Below are 17,184 nucleotides of genomic sequence, written 5' to 3'. Positions count from 1 at the left end.
ACTTTCGGAGTAGCTTTTTGGCATTTGAATTTATCGTTTTATCTTACAATTACTTGTATTCATCGTCATAAATTCCGCTTAAAATATTTATTTTAAAAATGGTTCTTTTTTTGCATCGTTAGGCTCAAATCTTTTGTTTATTTGCTGTTATGCGTTGCTGCCTTCTTCTCTACTTAAGTTATTTTTTAAAGACATTGCCACTACGAATATATTCAATATCAGGTAAGTTTAAACGTGCATTCACAACACGTGCTGCGGCAAATAAATAATCTGATAAACGATTTAAATATTTTTGTACAATAGTCGGTACATCTTCAATTTCTTTCATTAGCGTTACCATTTGGCGCTCTGCTCGGCGTGCAACTGTACGTGCGATGTGTAATGTTGCAGCGGCCGGCGCTCCACCAGGTAAGATAAATTTCTCTAATGGTGGCGCTTCGTCTGACAATGCATCTATTCGCGCCTCTAGTACTTCAATCGGTGCTTCCGTTAACTTATAATGACGTTCCTTCATAACATTTGCTAAATCACCGCCTGCATCAAAAAGCTCATGTTGAATCGTTTCTAAATCCACTAAAATATCTTTAAATAACGCGCGATCTAATTCACTAACAGCCTTGCCGATAAATGAATTTAATTCATCAATTGCCCCGTATGTTTCCACACGTAGACTATCTTTGTCGACACGCCCACCAATTAAGCTTGTTTTCCCTGTATCGCCTGTTTTTGTGTAAAGTTTCATCTTGTTCCACTCCTATGCTTTATTTTTATAATTTTGAATTGCTTGCACCGTCGTCTCATAAACACCTTTACCAATAATCTTACCAACAGCCGTAATCGGTCCACCATAGCGCATTTCCTCACCCTTTTGCGTTGCCGCAATAAGCAAACTATCGGTCGCAGTACCAGTCGCAATCGTATCAGTTAAATGATCCCGAATGTTTTCTGATTGTAAAGCCTTTGTTTTAGCTTCATTTGCAGTCATCAATGCTTGAAAAAATGCCTCTTCCGATAAACAGCCATTGATGACAACCCACGTATTGATAGTACCAATATATGGCGTATCCTGCCGTTCGTGTGTACGAGAGACATCTACAGCATTGCCAACACCTGCTGTTACCACAACAAACACACTCCCAAAGGCAGTGCTATATTCATTAAGTGCAAACAGTTGTGTAGGAACAGCCGTTAACATAACAACTGTGCTTGTCGGTGAAAAATGCTCCCTTTGTAAAAAGTCCGCAACCTCTTGTTTAACATCACTAATAACATAATCTCCTGGCACTGAACGATTTAATAGACAGTCATACCATCCTATACCAGGATTATGAACAGCCGAAGAAACGGTTTTTAAAGGAATGGTTGATTTTAGTTGAATATAATCTGGCGTTACTCGAAAGTCTTCTTTTACGATGTCAGCGCGTTGCTGATATTCATTGGTTGATGGCATAATTGTAATTTGCGGTTTCGGTATTTCAGGGTGGGCATAGGTTGTTACCCGTGCCTGATATACATCCTCAATTTGTGAAGCTATTAACACCTTATGTGGTACACCTAAAGCACGCACAGAGCCACTCTCCATTAACAATAATTCATCACAATAAAGAGAGGCTAAATTCATGTCATGTAGCACCATAATAACTGTTAAACCGCACTCGATTGCTTCCTTACGCACCATATCCAAAAGTTGACGTTGATGGGCAATATCTAAGTGATTGGTCGGCTCATCTAGCAATAATACTTCTGCTGTTTGCGCCAAAGCTTGCGCTACAAAAACCCGTTGTTGCTCGCCGCCCGATAGAAATTCCATCGATGTATGCTCATAGCGTGCTACGCCTGTTTGATCCATGGCATATTGAACAGCTCGTTCATCCTGCTCTGACCAATTGGAAAAAAAACCAGTTTGATGCGGATAACGACCGAGCGATACCGCTTCCCGCACGGTATTTGAAAATGCATTGGCATGTAATTGTGGTAAGACGGCCATCTTTTTCGCCAGCGCGCGTGGACTATAGTGTTTAATATTTTTGCCATCTAAAAAAACCGTTCCTGCTGTTGCAGGCAATAGACCACTAATGACTTTCAATAATGTCGATTTTCCACTACCATTAGGTCCTAAAATGCCAAGGATTTTCCCCTTTTCAACGGTAAAACTAACATCTTTGACGATAGGTACGTCCTCATAGCCACCCGATAGGTGTTCAACGATAATCATACACGTACCCCCTTGCTTCGACGTTGCTTATAGAAAATATAAGAAAAGACAGGAGCACCGATAAATGCAGTAATAACGCCTATTGGTAATTCCCGAGGGATAATGATCGTTCGCGCCACTAAATCACAAATAATTAGCAATGTTGCGCCATTGATAAATGATAACGGCAATAGATGACGGTGATCCGAACCCCAAATCATGCGTGTCATATGTGGCACAACTAAACCGACAAAACCGATTGTGCCAGAAACAGCAACAGCCGCACCAGTCAGCATGGAGCCCCCTACTAAAATTAAATATTTACTACGCTTTACATTGACACCTAAATGCTTTGCACGTTCTTCTCCGTATAATAGAACATTGAGCTCTCGTCTTTGCGTCCACAGAATAGCAGAGCCTATGACAACAAATGGTGTAATCATCTGCACATACGGCCAGCCCCGCATCGAAACTGAACCAAGCAACCAGCCTATCACTTGGCGGAGCTCTTCTCCTGATAATGCAATCATTAAGGATATAAGAGATCCTAAAAAAGAACTAAAAATAACGCCTGTTAAAATAAGTGTTTCCATTTTCAGTGCACGGTCGACTATTCTGGCAAAGCTCATGACAGCTACCATTGTTAGTACCGCACCCACCATACTAAGCGTTGGTAATGCATACAACCCGACAACCGGTATCGAGATACCAAAAAATAATGTCACCACAGCACCTACTGACGCTCCCGAAGATACACCTAGCGTATAAGGGTCTGCCAATGGATTCTTTAACAACCCTTGGAAGGCTGCCCCTGCAATCGCCAACGATGCGCCAACAAGTCCTGCCAGCAATACGCGTGGCAACCTAATTTTCCATAAAATATTAGCGGCTGTTTCATCTGCCGCCCTATTCCAAAATACTTCAAATGGAATATGAACCGAGCCTATTGATACGCCACACCAGATGCTAACAAGAAGTAACGTAATGGCTGTAATATAGGCTAATAATGCTCTACTCACTCGAAAGCCTCTGGATAGATGGCTTTCGCTAACTCTTCAAGCCCATCTGCTAAACGCGGGCCTTGACGACTTGTTAAATTTTCATCTACTTGTACAATTGCTTTATTTTTTACAGCTGTAATAGTATCAAAGCCTGCACGTTGTGGAATTTTCGTTAAAATATTTGGCACATAATCGTATGTGACAACGATGACATCTGGATTTTTTGTAATAATTTGCTCCGCATCAATTTTGAACCAACCAGTTGTATCGGCTGCAATATTTTCAGCATGAATCATATTTAGCATTTCCTGCATAAATGTATCCTTACCAGGTGTGTAGATTTCAGGCTCATCTGACGTTTCGACAAAGACTTTCTTTGGTTCCACATCCTGCAATTTCGCTTGGATTTCTTCCACTTTGGCTTTCATATTAGCAATAATTTTTTGTGCCTCCGGTAACTTACCAGTTGCGCGTCCTAATTGCTCAATCGTCGTATAAGTTTCATTAAAATCGCTTGCATTCGCCACTACAAATACCTTTACACCTGCTGCCTCAAGCTGCTCCATCGCTCCATCTAAAGAAGCCATTCCTGATTCATGAGCAAACACAATATCTGGCTGTAAGGCGATAATTTGTTCAATATTGAACTCCATACTGCCGACTTTTTCTTTTTTAGCTGCCTCCGGTGGATAATCATCATAATCATTGACGCCGACAATTTCGTCATCTAGGTCAAGCCCAAATAATATTTCTGTATTACTCGGAATAAGAGAAACAATTTTTTCAGGCGGTGCTTCTAGCACGATATCTTTGCCAGTAGCATCTTTTATTGTCACTGGAAATGTTGCTTCTTCTTGTTTGGTTACTTGTTGCTCCTGCTGCTCTGATGCAGATTGCTCGTTTTTCGGTTGTGCTCCACATGCTGCAAGTAAACCCATTGCCAAAAATGCTGATAATCCTATCTTCCAATACTTTTTCATTGTGAATCCTCCTTAGATTGTATGTGCATTTTTTAGCTCTGTTAACTTGATTGATCGATAGTATAGGGATTGTCATTATTAAATATGGGGATTGCTCACCTTTATTTTCAATGGTTATCGATAGTCGCCTTACAAAACATAAAAAAAGCCCTCGTCCATTTAACGAGAGGCGGGCTTGCACAAAAAAACCACCATCCTATCCTCGTAGGCTGAAATGTAATGTTCTATAAAGGCAGGTCTCCTGGCTCGTGCTCCAAATGCTTTTTCATGCCTTCCCAAAATAGCTTTCAGTGGCATCCATTGAAAAAACTCACACTTACAGTGGCGGGACCGCATCGGAATTACACCGATTTCCCTTTTCACTTTACTTAAGTAAAGAACCTTTATAATATTCAGTTGATTTTATTATACATGAAAATAGAAATAGGGAACGATAAAAAAAGTGACACCATTCTAGGTGCTTCAAAAATTGTGTGCGTGCCTGACACCCTAAAGACGGTAGATAAACTCACAAAAATTTGAGTTTATCTACCGTCTGAAAACTTTTTAAAAAGGCTTATTTCCTTACATAATATCTGAAAAATACTGGACCGTTTTCATGGGTGCGCCAATTTCGCGTAATGCCCATGTATTTTCTAAATATATATCTGCTAGCTTTTCGTATTTGCCACCAAATTTAGCTGCCCATTCGACTGCTACTACACTTTCATAGAGATGAGCCATTTTTTCGGCTACTCCCTTTGCTTCGTATGATTTAGTAGCTTCATCCAGACGACTAAATGTTTGTAATGTACATTCTAATTTCGCTAGTTGCTCTTCCACAATTTGCACTAATGAGCCATTTGCTAATTTAGTCAACCGCTCATGCATTACTCGTACAAATAATTCATGGGCAAAATATTTATCGACTAAGCGAATAAGCTCTAATGCTAAAATATTCGCTGTACCTTCCCACACCGTAAGTACTTGCGCATCTCTAAGCAAACGAGGCGTAACAAAATCTTCAATATAGCCATTTCCCCCATGTAATTCAATCGCTTCGCTTGCATAATGTACCGCTTGTTCAGCCGTTTCTTTCTTCATAATGGCGATATTCAAGCGATTAAGAATCATATCCTGCTCATCGCCCTGACCACTCGTTACCTTGTCATACAATTGAATAAGATCGAAAACAGTAGCCACTTCTACATGGACCTTCGCCGCATATTTCCCTAATGTATCTTGAATCATAGGATATTGAATTAAAGGTTGCCCAAATGCATTCCGATTAGTCACATAATGCTTCGCCTCTAAAAATCCGCGACGCATAATACCGATAGAAGCCACTGCATTACAAATTCTAGATAAATTAAGCGCCTCTAGCATATAATAGATTCCTTTATTTGGTTCTCCAACGACATATGCTAACGAACCATCAAACTCTACCTCACCTGATGGCACTGCTCTCACACCGAGCTTATCTTTTAAACGACGAATGCGAAGGTTGTTTATCTTACCATTGTCTAGACGCCAAGGGACCGCAAATAATGTTAAACCTTTCGAACCTGTAGATGCGCCCTCAATGCGTGCTAAAACCATTGCCACACCACACATTCCTACATTTGATGCAAAATATTTTTCTCCGTACATAAGATAATGCTGTCCATCTTGTCTAGCCTTTACAATATTTGCGCCAACATCTGAACCACCTTGCCGCTCTGTTAAAAATGTTGCTCCCTCATATAGCTCTGTATCTCCTGTTGCACAAACATGTGGTAAAAATCGTTGCTTCAACTCTTCACTTGCATAATGATCCAGCAAATAGGCTGTTGCCATCGTTAACGTGACGGGGCAATAGAAGCCTGGCTCCGCATGAGATAGTAAATAGCCTTGCGCAAAGCTATAGACATAATTCCCCTTCCTACCTAACTGCGGAATGTTCTTATGCACATAGCCTACAATTCCCGTGTTGTATGTTTCTTCAATGGTTTTTTTGTAGCCTTCATTGACCCAAACTTCCGAAACTTCCTCACCATATGCATTATAGCGTTGCAATCGAGGTTCGCCCTCTCGATCAGTATGCTTCGCCCTTACGTCAATAGCACCTGCACAAAGCTCACCAAAATCCGTTAATTCTCGCTTAGCATAGACGAATAACTCTTTATCTAGCATCATGTCTAATAGTTGATGGAGCGTCTCATCCTCTGTGAAAAAATTAGTGGTCTGTCTTGCATCCTGCTGTAGCACTTTCATAGCTATCTCACCCCTTGTTCCTTCAATGATTGTTTAAGTATTTTCCCGGAAGCATTTCTCGGAAGCGCTTCCACGCGTTCAAATAGACGTGGAATTTTATATTTTGCTAGATGCTCCTCTAAATACGCCTTAAGTGCGCTCTCATCAATCTCTATCTTTGTAGCATACACAGCCTTTACGGTTTCGCCCCACTGCGGATGTGGAACTCCGATAACAGCCACCTCAAATATGCCGTCATAGCTTAAAAGCAAATCTTCAATCTCTTTCGGATATATATTGACACCGCCTGAAATAATCACATCTTTTTTTCGATCAACAATCCAAATAAAGCCGTCTTCATCTTTCCGCGCTAAATCTCCCGTTTTCAACCAACCATCTACAAACGCTGCCTTTGTAGCAATTTCATCTTTGTAATAGCCCATCATGTTGCCTTCACCGAATAACACAATCTCCCCGACCTCATTCACACCAACTTCTTCCCCACTATCGTTAATAATGCGTAGCTCCGTACCGAGTGGTGCACGTTGACCAATACTCCCTGCTTTCGCTATATGCTCTTGCCCGAACATTAAAGAACCACTTGGCCCAGCCTCTGTTAAACCATAAACACATGTTAGATTTTCTGTTCGAAAAGCTTTTTGTATATGACGAATTTCATTTTGTGATAATGGCGCCCCTCCGTAAACCCACCATTTCATTGAAGATAAATCTGCCGTTTGCAGTCTCTTTGTTTGAGCAGTTAATAAGTAAGCGACTGGTGCCCCGAAAAAATGCGTCGTCTTTTCTTGTTCTACCATGTCTAGTAACAAATCTGGTGTAAAGGTTGGCGTTAATACATTTGTGGAGCCAACAAGGACGCCTGCCATTAAAAATAAATGTAATGGGGCTGAATGCGTTAACGGCATCATTAGAAGAATACGGCTTGCAGGCTTTACTTCCATTTCGACGGCAATCATCTGTGCTACTGTTAATATATTACGATAACTAAATAGCACACCCTTTGGTTTTCCTGTTGTGCCTGAAGTATATAAAATCGTTGAGGCATCCTCTTCATTTAGCTGGCAATCTATTGTTTGTGTACTTGCATGTTGTATTAACGTCTCATAATGAAGCCACCCTGCCTCCATATGACCCGTCTTAATCTTTAAAGGCACGACGTTGATATGCTCGACAGTAGCAAATATAGCTTCATGTACTAAAATGGCTTTAGCCTCAGCATGCTGTGCAACATACTCAACCTCCTGCAATGTAAATTTGGCATTTACAGGAACGACAATAGCGCCTATACGCTGAATCGCAAAATAACTAACAACAAACTCTACAACATTAGGCATAAAAATAATCACTTTATCATTTTGGCGAACACCCTGTTCCATCAAAGCATGACCAAGTCGCGTCACTTGCTCATCTAATTCGCGGTAAGTCACGCTTTTCCCATGACAAACAACAGCTTCTTTCATAGGGTACTTTCGGGCATTTCGCGCTAACAAATTTGAACTATTCATCGTGCATCTCTCCCTTTAAAGTCAATAATTTTTCACTAAACATGCCATGTAATTGCTGTAATTCATTTTTCATTTGTGTAAGCTCAGCTATTTTACTCTCAATTTCTTGTATTTTTTGATTTCCGTATGCCACAGTCCGTTCCAATTGTTGAATCCCTGAACGATCAAAATCAAAGAGCAACACCATCTCCTTGATTTCTTCCAATGAGAAACCATAACGCTTTCCTCTAAAAATAAGCTTGAGCTTCGCCATTTCCTTTTTGGAAAAGGTTCGTTGATTCGTAGAAGATCGATGTGGACTTAGTAGCCCCAACTCCTCGTAATAACGAATCGTACGTGTAGAAACATTAAATTGCTTCGCGACTTCCTGAATCGTTTTCAAAACCAACTCCCCCTTCACAATTTTTCATCAGTATATCATTAACGTTAACGTCAACTTCAACAGAAAATTAGAAATAAACAGAAAAATACACACACAAAACACAAAAAAACGGTGCCAGTCACTCAAACAATTCTCAAACAATTTTGTTCGTAAAAACAGAAAAAACCCCGACACGCAATTGTGTCGGGGTGATAATCATGTACATTACATTTTTTCTGGTGCAGATACGCCAATTAGACGTAGTGCGTTGGCAATCGTTGTACGAACAGCTGTAATCAGTGCTAAACGCGCTTCTGTTAGCTCTTTATTCGATGCATCTAACACTTTTTCAGCGTTATAGAAGCTATGGAATGCAGCTGCTGTTTCTTGAATATAGTTAGCGATACGGTGTGGTGTACGGTGTTTTGCAGCATCCGCCACTACTTTCGGGAAATCACCAATTTTTTTCAATAAATCAATCTCTTTTTCAGCAGTTAACAGGCTTAAATTTGCTGTTGAAGTAGCGAAGCCTTGTTCTGTCGCTGAACGTAAAATAGAAGAAATACGCGCATGTGCATATTGTGCATAGTACACTGGGTTTTCATTTGATTGTGAAACCGCTAAGTCAAGGTCAAAATCCATATGTGAATCACCAGCTGTTTTCACAAAGAAGTAACGCACAGCATCTAGACCAACCTCTTCCACAAGCTCACGCATCGTTACAGCATTCCCTGTACGTTTGGACATTTTGAATTTCTCGCCGTTTTTGTATAACTGCACCATTTGGATAATTTCCACTTCAAGTGTGTCACGGTCATAGCCAAGTGCTTGAATAGCCGCTTTCATACGTGGAATATAGCCGTGGTGGTCTGCTCCCCAAATGTTAATTAGTTTATCGAATCCACGAACAATTTTATCCTCATGGTAAGCGATATCTGGTGTCAGATATGTGAAAGAGCCATCGTTTTTAATTAGGACACGGTCTTTATCGTCACCGAATGTTGTAGAACGGAACCAAGTCGCACCGTCCTCTTCAAATACATGACCATTCGCTTTTAATTTATCTAATGCTACTTCGATTTTGCCGTTGTCATATAATGATGTTTCAGAATACCACACATCAAAATTCACGCGGAAGTTCGCTAAGTCTGTTTTTAATTTATCTAATTCTAAAGCAAGACCATGTTGACGGAAAAATGCAAAACGTTCTTCATCCGGTTTTGATAAAATCGAATCGCCATGCTCGCTCGCTAATTTACCTGCAATGTCGATAATATCTTGACCATGATAGCCATCTTCAGGCATATCAGCAGCAAGGCCTAATGCTTGCTTATAGCGCGCTTCCAGAGAATAAGCCAAGTTATTAATTTGATTACCAGCATCGTTAATATAGTACTCACGAGATACAGCATAACCAGCCATATCTAAAACATTACACAATGAATCCCCTACAGATGCTCCACGTGCATGACCTAAGTGTAGGTCGCCAGTTGGATTTGCTGAAACAAATTCAACTTGCACTTTTTCACCAGCTCCTGCGATAGAGCGACCATAATCAGCACCTTGTTCAAGGATAGCTGTTACAACTTCTGTTAAGAAATCTTTACGAACCGTTATATTCATAAAACCAGGACCTGCGATGTCGATTTTTTCGATATCAGTTCCTGCTGTTTCAAGGTTTTCTAAAATTGCCTCTGCAATTGCACGCGGTGGCTTTTTCGCTAATTTCGTTAATTGCATGGCAACATTTGTTGCATAATCACCGTTTGCTTTGTCTTTTGGTGTTTCAAGGTGAATCGTTAACTCTGTGCCAGCTTCGACTAAGCCTGCTTTGTCAACAGCCTGCGCAATTGCCGTTTTAATGGCTTGTTGTACTTGTTCTACTGCGTTCATCATTGTACCTCCGTAAATGTAATGTCTAATGTATAATTGCCAACGCTTTGTCCACCCATTAATAAATCGTATTGCACATGAAAATCTCCGCACATTTCATGTCTAGTAAATAGCATGTTTTTTGTTTGTGTTACGAGTGGCATCGAACCTAATTCACTTTCATAATGGTCAATTTGTTGTTCAAAAATATTGAGTGGTAAGCGCATTTTGACTGCTCCAGCGCGCATAATAAGTGCCCGTTCCGTGTCTAACTTCATCGTCGTGCGGATTGTTTTATCATCCTGCATCTCTTCATATTTTAAATATAGGGAATCTGCTTTATTGATTAGCTGCCCATCCAACCACTTTTCCAAGATTTCGGACTCCCCATCAATCGGACGAATCGTCGAAATGAGCTTAATGTTCACCTGCGATTTTACTTCGTTCACCTTCATGGACGCTCCCTTTTAATCTTTTTACTATAACCTTTTTATTATAGGATAAATGTCCGCTTTTTTTCAAGATACAAGTGCGTATTGTTTTCAAGCATTGGCAGAGAAAGTGAAAAGATTTACTATTATCTATATATGTTCGAGAAAGGAACTACTATTAATAGATGTTACTTCATATTTATGTCAGCTTTTGTATTACCTTTACTTTAATTATTTTAACGTATTGGCCATTTACTCATCCGACTCGAAGAAAATCATTTATCAAAGATTTTAAACCAATTTTAGTCGGCATTATTTTTGGTATGACAGGCCTAGTATTAAGTGCTATATCGTTACGTTTTTTACAAGGGACGCTTATAAACATTCATATTGTACCGCTACTATACAGTGGGCTGATTGGTGGTCCGTGGTCAATTATTATAAGCGGTGCAATTATGGGGGTAGGGAGTCTACATATCATTCCTACACAATCTTTATTGTCCATATCAAGTTTATCAAACATTAATTTAATCGTTCTTTCGATTATCCTTGCCTTTGTCGCTTGTAAAAAGCCTATTACACTTCACACTTTAACAACTTATTTTTTTAGTGTCATGGCAGAAATTATTGTAATGCTTGTACTAGCAATCTGCATGCCACCTATACTGAAAATAGAGACCATTTTAGGATTCATTGCCTATGCCCTTTTTACATTTTTTACAATTTTCACAGTTATTACACGTTTACAAGCAACTAGTGAAAAAGTACAGCTCATTTATCGACTTAAGGAAAAAGACTATTTAACACAACTACCAAATAATTTGGCGATACGATCATTTGCACAAGAAATGGTACTAGAAACGGACAATTTTTCTGTACTCCATTTTGATGTCGACAATATGAAAGATATAAATATTAAGTATGGCCATTTAGCTGGTGATGGGATTATTAAGCAACTCGCTACCATTATTCATCATTATATTGAAACGAAAAACGGAATGGCTGCACGTGTTGCTGGTGAGGAGTTTTATATTATTTTAAAAGATGCCCCACCTGCTATCGCCCTCTATCATGCTGAAAAACTAAGACATGTAATTGCACATCACTCTTTTAAAATTAATGACAGGCAAACTACGCCATTGACGGTTTCTATTGGTATTAGTTCAAGTCCCGATAACGCTGTAGACTTTGATGAACTTGCCATTATCGCCACACAGGTTACTACAGAAGTGAAAGCTTTAGGTGGCAACCAAGTAGTACATGCCAACAATAGTGAATTTCATAAAGGATGCTAATGTTAGGTCCTCTATACCAGAAACTGCGAAACTTTTGCGATATTTGCAAACGTCTTGCAGTTTCTTTTTATGTGCCGTGCTAGCAAACATTGACAGATATTAACTCTAATACTACATTTATATTATTATTTCTGAATTTTCAAATTGTTAAAAGAAATGAGGTATACTTTATGCTATCGCTTGAAAAAATCCAAGCTGCCAAACTGAAAGTCGCACCTTATATTTATGAAACACCTGTTATTCGCTTGCAAGGACTCGATAATTTATTACATTGCAACGTTTCGATAAAAGCCGAAAATATGCAAAAAACAAACTCTTTTAAATTGCGTGGGGCTCTTAACAAACTGCTGTCGATGCCAGTTGAACAATTACAACATGGCGTTGTGGCAGCTTCCTCCGGTAATCATGGCAAAGGTGTGGCTTTCGCGGCTCAACTATTAAATATTCCAGCAACCATCGTTTTACCCGATTCAGCGCCATCTGTTAAAGTCGAAGGAATACGAGCCCTTGGTGCACGCATTGTCCAATGTACGCTTGCCGAAAGACATCAAGTGACTGAAGCCCTAAGCTTAGAACATGGTTATGCCATTGTGCATCCTTATGATGATTACGATATTATGGCGGGGCAAGGGACAGTAGGATTGGAAATTTTAGAACAGTTCTCTCAGGTCAGTGCAATTGTTGTTCCTATTGGTGGTGGTGGTCTGCTAAGTGGTGTCGCAACTGCGGTAAAATCTTTAGCACCACATATTAAAATCATTGGTGTTGAACCAGCCGTCGTTCCTCGCTATTCAGAAAGTATTCAAGTTGGTAAAAGATTACTATTAGCTGAACAACAATCGTTAGCGGATGCTCTATTAACTTTACAACCTGGGGAGCGAAACTTCCCGATTGTTGAAAAATTAGTTGATGACATTGTGCGTGTAGACGAAGCTTCCATACTTAACGGGATAAAAACATTGCTACTAGAAGGCAAAATATTAGCTGAACCCTCCTCTGCCATCGGGATAGGAGCAGCTCTTCGAGGCAATTTACCGATTACGAAAAACGACCATGTTTGCTTCCTTATTTCAGGTGGCAATATTGGGCTAAATCAATTACAACGTTTATAAGGAGGAACTTATTATGAAGAAAGTTTTGATAGAACAAGAGCCAATCGGGCATTATACACCAGGCATGATTAGTAACGGGAATTTATATATTTCGGGGCAAACTTCAGTCGATCCAGCTACAGGCAAACCTGCAACTGGTGGCATTCACGCTGAAACATTCATGGCTCTTCAAAAGATGGAAGTCGTGCTTCAAGCAAGCGGTCTTACGAAGGAGGCTGTTGTTATGTGTCGCGTCTATATAACATCTGCTGATTTATGGGCGGACGTAAATGAAACTTATGCACAATTTTTCGGTATTCATAAGCCTGCCCGCGCCATTATCCCAATTAAAGAATTAAGCCATGGCTGCTTAATTGAATTAGAGGCAATTGCAGAACTTGAAGGTTAGTGCTATGTAATTAATAAGAAAAAGCAATCAAAAATTGTTTGAGTGCCAGGCACTCAAACAATTATACAATCCCCATTTCTTTTCCTATTTTCTTAATTTTACTAATGACCATATCGAGCTGCTCTATTGTATGTGTAGCCATTACTGTTATACGCAACCGACTTGACCCTTTCGGCACTGTTGGTGGTCGAATCGCTGGAATAAAGACACCTTCATCCAGTAGTTTCGCAGAAAACTGCATGGCTTCATGAGAACCACCAATAATAAGAGAAATAATAGGTGTTTCCCCTTCTTTCATTACAAAACCAGATTCCTCTAATTTCAATCGTAAGTACTGCGCATTTTTCAGCAATTGCTTTCTCCGCTCGGGCTCATTCTGTATGATGGAAATTCCTTCTCGCGCTGCTTCAATCGCACTTGGCGATAAAGCTGTTTGGAAAATAAAAGATCGGGCGTTATTTAACAAATAGTTCTTAGCAATGGATGACGTCGATACAAATCCACCCTCTGCACCAATCGCTTTACTCAACGTGCCTACTGTAAAATCAATCTCATCTTTCAAACCAAAATAATCAGCGGTACCACAACCATCATTGCCAAGAACACCTGTTGCATGCGCATCATCAATCATTATGTACGCTTTGTATTCCTTGGCTAACTCTACTATTTTTGGAAGTGGCGCAATATCACCATCCATACTAAAAACGCCATCCGTTACGATGAACTTCATTCCATCCCCATGTGATTGCCTTAATTTCCGCTCTAAATCCACCATATCCGCATGTTCATAAACAATCGTTTTGGCTTTACTTAATCGACAACCGTCTATAATACTCGCGTGATTCCAAGCATCAGAAAAGATAGTATCTCCTGCCTTCATCACACTCGAAATCACACCAACGTTCGCTAAATACCCACTGCTGAATACAATGGCCGTTTCAGTCTTTTTAAAATCTGCAATTTCAGATTCTAGCTGTTCATGAATGTCGAAGTTTCCAGTTGTAAGTCGAGAACCGCCAGCCCCTGTACCGTATTTACTAATGCCTTCAGTTGCTTTCTTTTTCAAACGACTATCTGTTGCAAGGCCTATGTAGTTATTCGATGAAAATAGCAAAAATTTCTTACCATTCATCACTACCTCACTTTCATTTCCAGTTGAAAACAAACGTAACTTCCTTGTCAATCCTTGCTCTTCTATTACTTGCAGTTCCCTTCGAAAGCGATCATTCATTTTTAATGCCCCCTAATGAGAATAGGTTCTCTTTCTAAATAGTGTATATATGATTCTAGCTCAACTTCATCTGACACAAAAAAAATACGTCCGCCACTTTCACAGCCTTCCCTTTTTAAAGGCGTAATTCTGACATAACCAATCTCATGATTGCTTACATAGCCAGTAACGTATTCTGGATCATCTGACCAACATAATTCTGCGATGGTATACGGAGAATTTGCCACTTTCGTTGCCAGAGCTAGCGCTTCACGAACACGCTCATTGTAACCTACATCAGCGTCTTGCCAATCGATTCGTGATACACGAACGCCTTTCAGTCCGCGATTGTCAAGTCGCAAGCCAGTTTGACTATGAAGGAGGATAGCCCCACGAAGATTTTGGTTACTAGCAAGTAGATGAAAAGCAACATTTTGTGCCTGCTTGGAAACACCTACTGAGGTTAATATACTCCTAGCTTCTTTATGTGCCCTTTCAATTGAACTCTCATCAATTGTCGTTATTTCTAACGGTGGCATATACAGTATCTGATCACCTGTAAGTTTTTCAACGGTAATTTGAATAAAGTCAGCATCTCCGCGCGAATGATTCCTTGCTTTGTTCAATAACTGTTTTACAATTGGCTCTATTTGAAAATCACTCCCTATCCGTTCCCCACCAGATATATGCTTTTCTCCTCCTTCGAGATTTTTTTCAGCTGCACGCATTCGAATGCTATAACACGTTTCTAACATGATGATCACCTGCTACTTTCTTATTAATTGCATATAACATTTTCGTTATTGGATAAACACTGACAGCCGTAATGACCATCCCTGGAATCGCCAAAACGAATAGTGGCAAAAACGGGGTCCCTAACGTAAAAGCCAATCCAAGTCTAGCAACCATTGTTCCAATCGGTCCTGCCACAACTAGTACCGGAATTGAAGTTCCTAATAAAACAATGATTAGACCAACAGTCAATCGGAAAATTATTGAAATTTCAACATTTAAGATGGAGTGTATACCTAGTAAAAATAAGATTAGACTTGCAATGATTCCCGCAAGAAAATATCGCTTAAATCCAAATACTGCTGCAATCGCAACGGCAATCGGTGCAGATAATTGAAACTCAGATCCAGGAATACCTGTTGGAATCTTAAACATGCCTGTAACGATAATAAGACAAGCTAGTAATGAAATCTGAGCAAGATCATATGTAGAAAACTTTCGCATTCTCCTATTCCTCCCATTCTAAATTCTTCGATTTGAGTTAACCTTAATAATAATTAAGTTAACACATTTATAGATAGGAAGGTAGATTAAAATTGATTTTTTTCATAAAGGACTATATCTTTAACGGCTGTGGCGATGCAGTCATGAGATTGGCAACATGCGCATTTAAACATAGAAAAAGGGGTTAGCTCATCGCTAACCCCATTCAAACCGCTTTCTAACAACCTATACAAAGCCTGTATTATTTTACCCAGCCTAAAATCATTTCTCTTAATAATTTACTTGCCGTATTGGCTGTCATTTCTGATGTGTCATAGATTGGTGCTACTTCAACTAAATCAAAGCCTACTACATTGACGTCACTTGCAGCAATTGCATGAATAGAAGCTAATAATTCTTTCGACGTAATGCCTCCACAATCTACAGTACCAGTACCAGGTGCATGTGCTGGATCTAGTACATCGATATCAATTGTTACGTAGACATTGCGGCCTGCTAATGTTGGTAACACTTCTTTTAACGGCTCTAGTACTTCAAATTTTGAAATATGCATACCGTTTTCTTTCGCCCATTCAAATTCTTCCTTCATACCTGAACGAATGCCAAATGAATAGACATTTTTAGGCCAATATGCTCGGCAATTTTACGAATCGGTGTTGAATGGGAAAGTGGCTCCCCTTCATATTCCACACGTAAATCTGTATGTGCATCGAAATGAATAATGGCTAAGTCATCGTACTTTGCAGCAACTGCCTTCATTACAGGCAAGACACTAAATGCTCGCCGCCCATGCCGACAGGAATTTTACCATCTTCTAATAATTTCACAATGAATTTCTCAATTTCATCTAAAGAACGTTGAGCATTGCCGAATGGTAATGGAATATCCCCTGCATCAAAATACTTTACCTCTTCTAATTCGCGATCTAAATATGGGCTATACTCTTCTAGGCCAATCGACACTTCACGAATACGTTGTGGACCAAAACGTGACCCTGGACGGTAACTTACTGTCCAGTCCATCGGCATGCCATAAATAACTGCCTGTGCATCCTCATATGTAGGATGACTTTTTATAAAAACATTTCCTGAATAAGCTTCATCAAATCTCATATCTAGCCTCCATTAATCTCTGAACTTCCTATGAAATTCAGTTGTTATAGTTATTACGACGAAGGACTTACAGGTTTGTAATGAAACCTCACTCAGCAAATCCTCGTATACATTATTGGAACGTCTAGCAAAATTCATTTAAAATCTACAAAATGCAATGCTGTTGTCGAAAGCTAGCGTTTCATATCAGTACAAAAAAAGTATAGATGTTTTTGAATAAAGTGCAATAGTTTTTGCTTACAATTCCGATTAAAG

At 39.7% G+C, this 17,184-nt stretch carries 15 protein-coding genes, 1 pseudogene and 1 riboswitch; of the genes and pseudogenes, 3 read left to right on the top strand and 13 right to left on the bottom strand.

All coding sequences use genetic code 11. From position 1 onward, the window contains the following. Window positions 1-178 precede the first annotated feature (178 nt). From LO754_RS02300 to LO754_RS02260, 9 genes are all read right to left on the bottom strand, one after another. A complete protein-coding gene (locus tag LO754_RS02300) occupies window positions 179-742 on the bottom strand; it encodes a cob(I)yrinic acid a,c-diamide adenosyltransferase (RefSeq protein WP_024362869.1) in 564 nt (187 codons plus the stop codon). A 12-nt stretch (window positions 743-754) separates the two neighbouring features. After that, window positions 755-2,215 (bottom strand): adenosylcobinamide amidohydrolase, encoded by a 1,461-nt coding sequence (locus LO754_RS02295; protein ID WP_024362868.1) that lies wholly within the window; start codon window positions 2,213-2,215, stop codon window positions 755-757. Further along, window positions 2,212-3,213 carry a FecCD family ABC transporter permease gene (locus LO754_RS02290; RefSeq protein ID WP_024362867.1) on the bottom strand — a complete coding sequence of 334 codons (1,002 nt, stop codon included), beginning with the start codon at window positions 3,211-3,213 and terminating at the stop codon, window positions 2,212-2,214. Before LO754_RS02290 ends, LO754_RS02295 begins: the two co-directional genes overlap by 4 nt. Next, the gene (locus LO754_RS02285) at window positions 3,210-4,175 is read right to left on the bottom strand and encodes an ABC transporter substrate-binding protein (protein ID WP_231785502.1); all 966 of its coding nucleotides are present in this window, start codon (window positions 4,173-4,175) and stop codon (window positions 3,210-3,212) included. Before LO754_RS02285 ends, LO754_RS02290 begins: the two co-directional genes overlap by 4 nt. 214 nt (window positions 4,176-4,389) lie before the next feature. Beyond that, window positions 4,390-4,575, bottom strand: a riboswitch (cobalamin riboswitch). A 164-nt stretch (window positions 4,576-4,739) separates the two neighbouring features. Then, on the bottom strand, window positions 4,740-6,407 hold the full coding sequence (locus LO754_RS02280; RefSeq protein ID WP_231785501.1) for an acyl-CoA dehydrogenase family protein: 1,668 nt from the start codon (window positions 6,405-6,407) through the stop codon (window positions 4,740-4,742). Window positions 6,408-6,409: 2 nt separating this feature from the next. Beyond that, on the bottom strand, window positions 6,410-7,912 hold the full coding sequence (locus LO754_RS02275) for a class I adenylate-forming enzyme family protein (RefSeq protein WP_024362864.1): 1,503 nt from the start codon (window positions 7,910-7,912) through the stop codon (window positions 6,410-6,412). Further along, a complete protein-coding gene (locus tag LO754_RS02270) occupies window positions 7,905-8,294 on the bottom strand; it encodes a MerR family transcriptional regulator (RefSeq protein ID WP_025218575.1) in 390 nt (129 codons plus the stop codon). Before LO754_RS02270 ends, LO754_RS02275 begins: the two co-directional genes overlap by 8 nt. Before the next feature lie 204 nt (window positions 8,295-8,498). Next, the gene (gene argS / locus LO754_RS02265) at window positions 8,499-10,166 is read right to left on the bottom strand and encodes an arginine--tRNA ligase (RefSeq protein ID WP_231786275.1); all 1,668 of its coding nucleotides are present in this window, start codon (window positions 10,164-10,166) and stop codon (window positions 8,499-8,501) included. Then, window positions 10,166-10,594, bottom strand: a complete 429-nt coding sequence (locus LO754_RS02260) for a YwiB family protein (RefSeq protein ID WP_231785500.1) — start codon at window positions 10,592-10,594, stop codon at window positions 10,166-10,168. The genes argS and LO754_RS02260 overlap by 1 nt, the downstream gene beginning before the upstream one ends. Before the next feature lie 167 nt (window positions 10,595-10,761). Between LO754_RS02260 and LO754_RS02255 the strand changes: the two genes are divergently transcribed. The 3 genes from LO754_RS02255 to LO754_RS02245 all read left to right on the top strand — a co-directional run bounded on the left by LO754_RS02255 (window position 10,762) and on the right by LO754_RS02245 (window position 13,371). Continuing rightward, window positions 10,762-11,871 carry a diguanylate cyclase gene (locus LO754_RS02255; protein ID WP_231785499.1) on the top strand — a complete coding sequence of 370 codons (1,110 nt, stop codon included), beginning with the start codon at window positions 10,762-10,764 and terminating at the stop codon, window positions 11,869-11,871. Between the two features lie 170 nt (window positions 11,872-12,041). Then, complete coding sequence (locus tag LO754_RS02250; RefSeq protein WP_231785498.1) at window positions 12,042-12,983, top strand: threonine/serine dehydratase family protein; 942 nt, start codon at window positions 12,042-12,044, stop codon at window positions 12,981-12,983. A 13-nt stretch (window positions 12,984-12,996) separates the two neighbouring features. Further along, window positions 12,997-13,371, top strand: a complete 375-nt coding sequence (locus tag LO754_RS02245) for a RidA family protein (RefSeq protein ID WP_231785497.1) — start codon at window positions 12,997-12,999, stop codon at window positions 13,369-13,371. 61 nt (window positions 13,372-13,432) lie between these two features. Here the strand turns inward: LO754_RS02245 and bioF are convergent, their stop codons facing one another. From bioF to speB, 4 genes and pseudogenes are all read right to left on the bottom strand, one after another. Beyond that, window positions 13,433-14,602, bottom strand: a complete 1,170-nt coding sequence (gene bioF / locus LO754_RS02240; protein WP_231785496.1) for an 8-amino-7-oxononanoate synthase — start codon at window positions 14,600-14,602, stop codon at window positions 13,433-13,435. A 2-nt stretch (window positions 14,603-14,604) separates the two neighbouring features. After that, window positions 14,605-15,336 (bottom strand): 6-carboxyhexanoate--CoA ligase, encoded by a 732-nt coding sequence (gene bioW, locus LO754_RS02235; protein ID WP_231785495.1) that lies wholly within the window; start codon window positions 15,334-15,336, stop codon window positions 14,605-14,607. Continuing rightward, window positions 15,317-15,817: a protein BioX gene (locus LO754_RS02230; RefSeq protein ID WP_024362855.1), complete on the bottom strand. Its 501-nt coding sequence runs from the start codon at window positions 15,815-15,817 to the stop codon at window positions 15,317-15,319. The genes bioW and LO754_RS02230 overlap by 20 nt, the downstream gene beginning before the upstream one ends. Before the next feature lie 241 nt (window positions 15,818-16,058). Next, window positions 16,059-16,929, bottom strand: a pseudogene (gene speB, locus LO754_RS02225) (agmatinase). Window positions 16,930-17,184: the final 255 nt, after the last annotated feature.

The sequence above is a fragment of the Lysinibacillus sp. GJ-1 genome (assembly GCF_021166035.1).
In the GTDB taxonomy this organism is placed as follows: Bacteria; Bacillota; Bacilli; order Bacillales_A; family Planococcaceae; genus Lysinibacillus; species Lysinibacillus sphaericus.
Note: the sequence above shows the minus strand (reverse complement) of the source record. Positions and strands in the feature narration are given on the sequence as shown.

Coding starts and splice junctions, on each gene's coding strand:
- LO754_RS02300 (WP_024362869.1), bottom strand. CDS start 742: ATGAAACTTTACACAAAAACAGGCGATACAGGGAAAACAAGCTTAATT.
- LO754_RS02295 (WP_024362868.1), bottom strand. CDS start 2,215: ATGATTATCGTTGAACACCTATCGGGTGGCTATGAGGACGTACCTATC.
- LO754_RS02285 (WP_231785502.1), bottom strand. CDS start 4,175: ATGAAAAAGTATTGGAAGATAGGATTATCAGCATTTTTGGCAATGGGT.
- LO754_RS02280 (WP_231785501.1), bottom strand. CDS start 6,407: ATGAAAGTGCTACAGCAGGATGCAAGACAGACCACTAATTTTTTCACA.
- LO754_RS02275 (WP_024362864.1), bottom strand. CDS start 7,912: ATGAATAGTTCAAATTTGTTAGCGCGAAATGCCCGAAAGTACCCTATG.
- argS (WP_231786275.1), bottom strand. CDS start 10,166: ATGAACGCAGTAGAACAAGTACAACAAGCCATTAAAACGGCAATTGCG.
- LO754_RS02255 (WP_231785499.1), top strand. CDS start 10,762: ATGTTACTTCATATTTATGTCAGCTTTTGTATTACCTTTACTTTAATT.
- LO754_RS02250 (WP_231785498.1), top strand. CDS start 12,042: ATGCTATCGCTTGAAAAAATCCAAGCTGCCAAACTGAAAGTCGCACCT.
- LO754_RS02245 (WP_231785497.1), top strand. CDS start 12,997: ATGAAGAAAGTTTTGATAGAACAAGAGCCAATCGGGCATTATACACCA.
- bioF (WP_231785496.1), bottom strand. CDS start 14,602: ATGAATGATCGCTTTCGAAGGGAACTGCAAGTAATAGAAGAGCAAGGA.
- bioW (WP_231785495.1), bottom strand. CDS start 15,336: ATGTTAGAAACGTGTTATAGCATTCGAATGCGTGCAGCTGAAAAAAAT.
- LO754_RS02230 (WP_024362855.1), bottom strand. CDS start 15,817: ATGCGAAAGTTTTCTACATATGATCTTGCTCAGATTTCATTACTAGCT.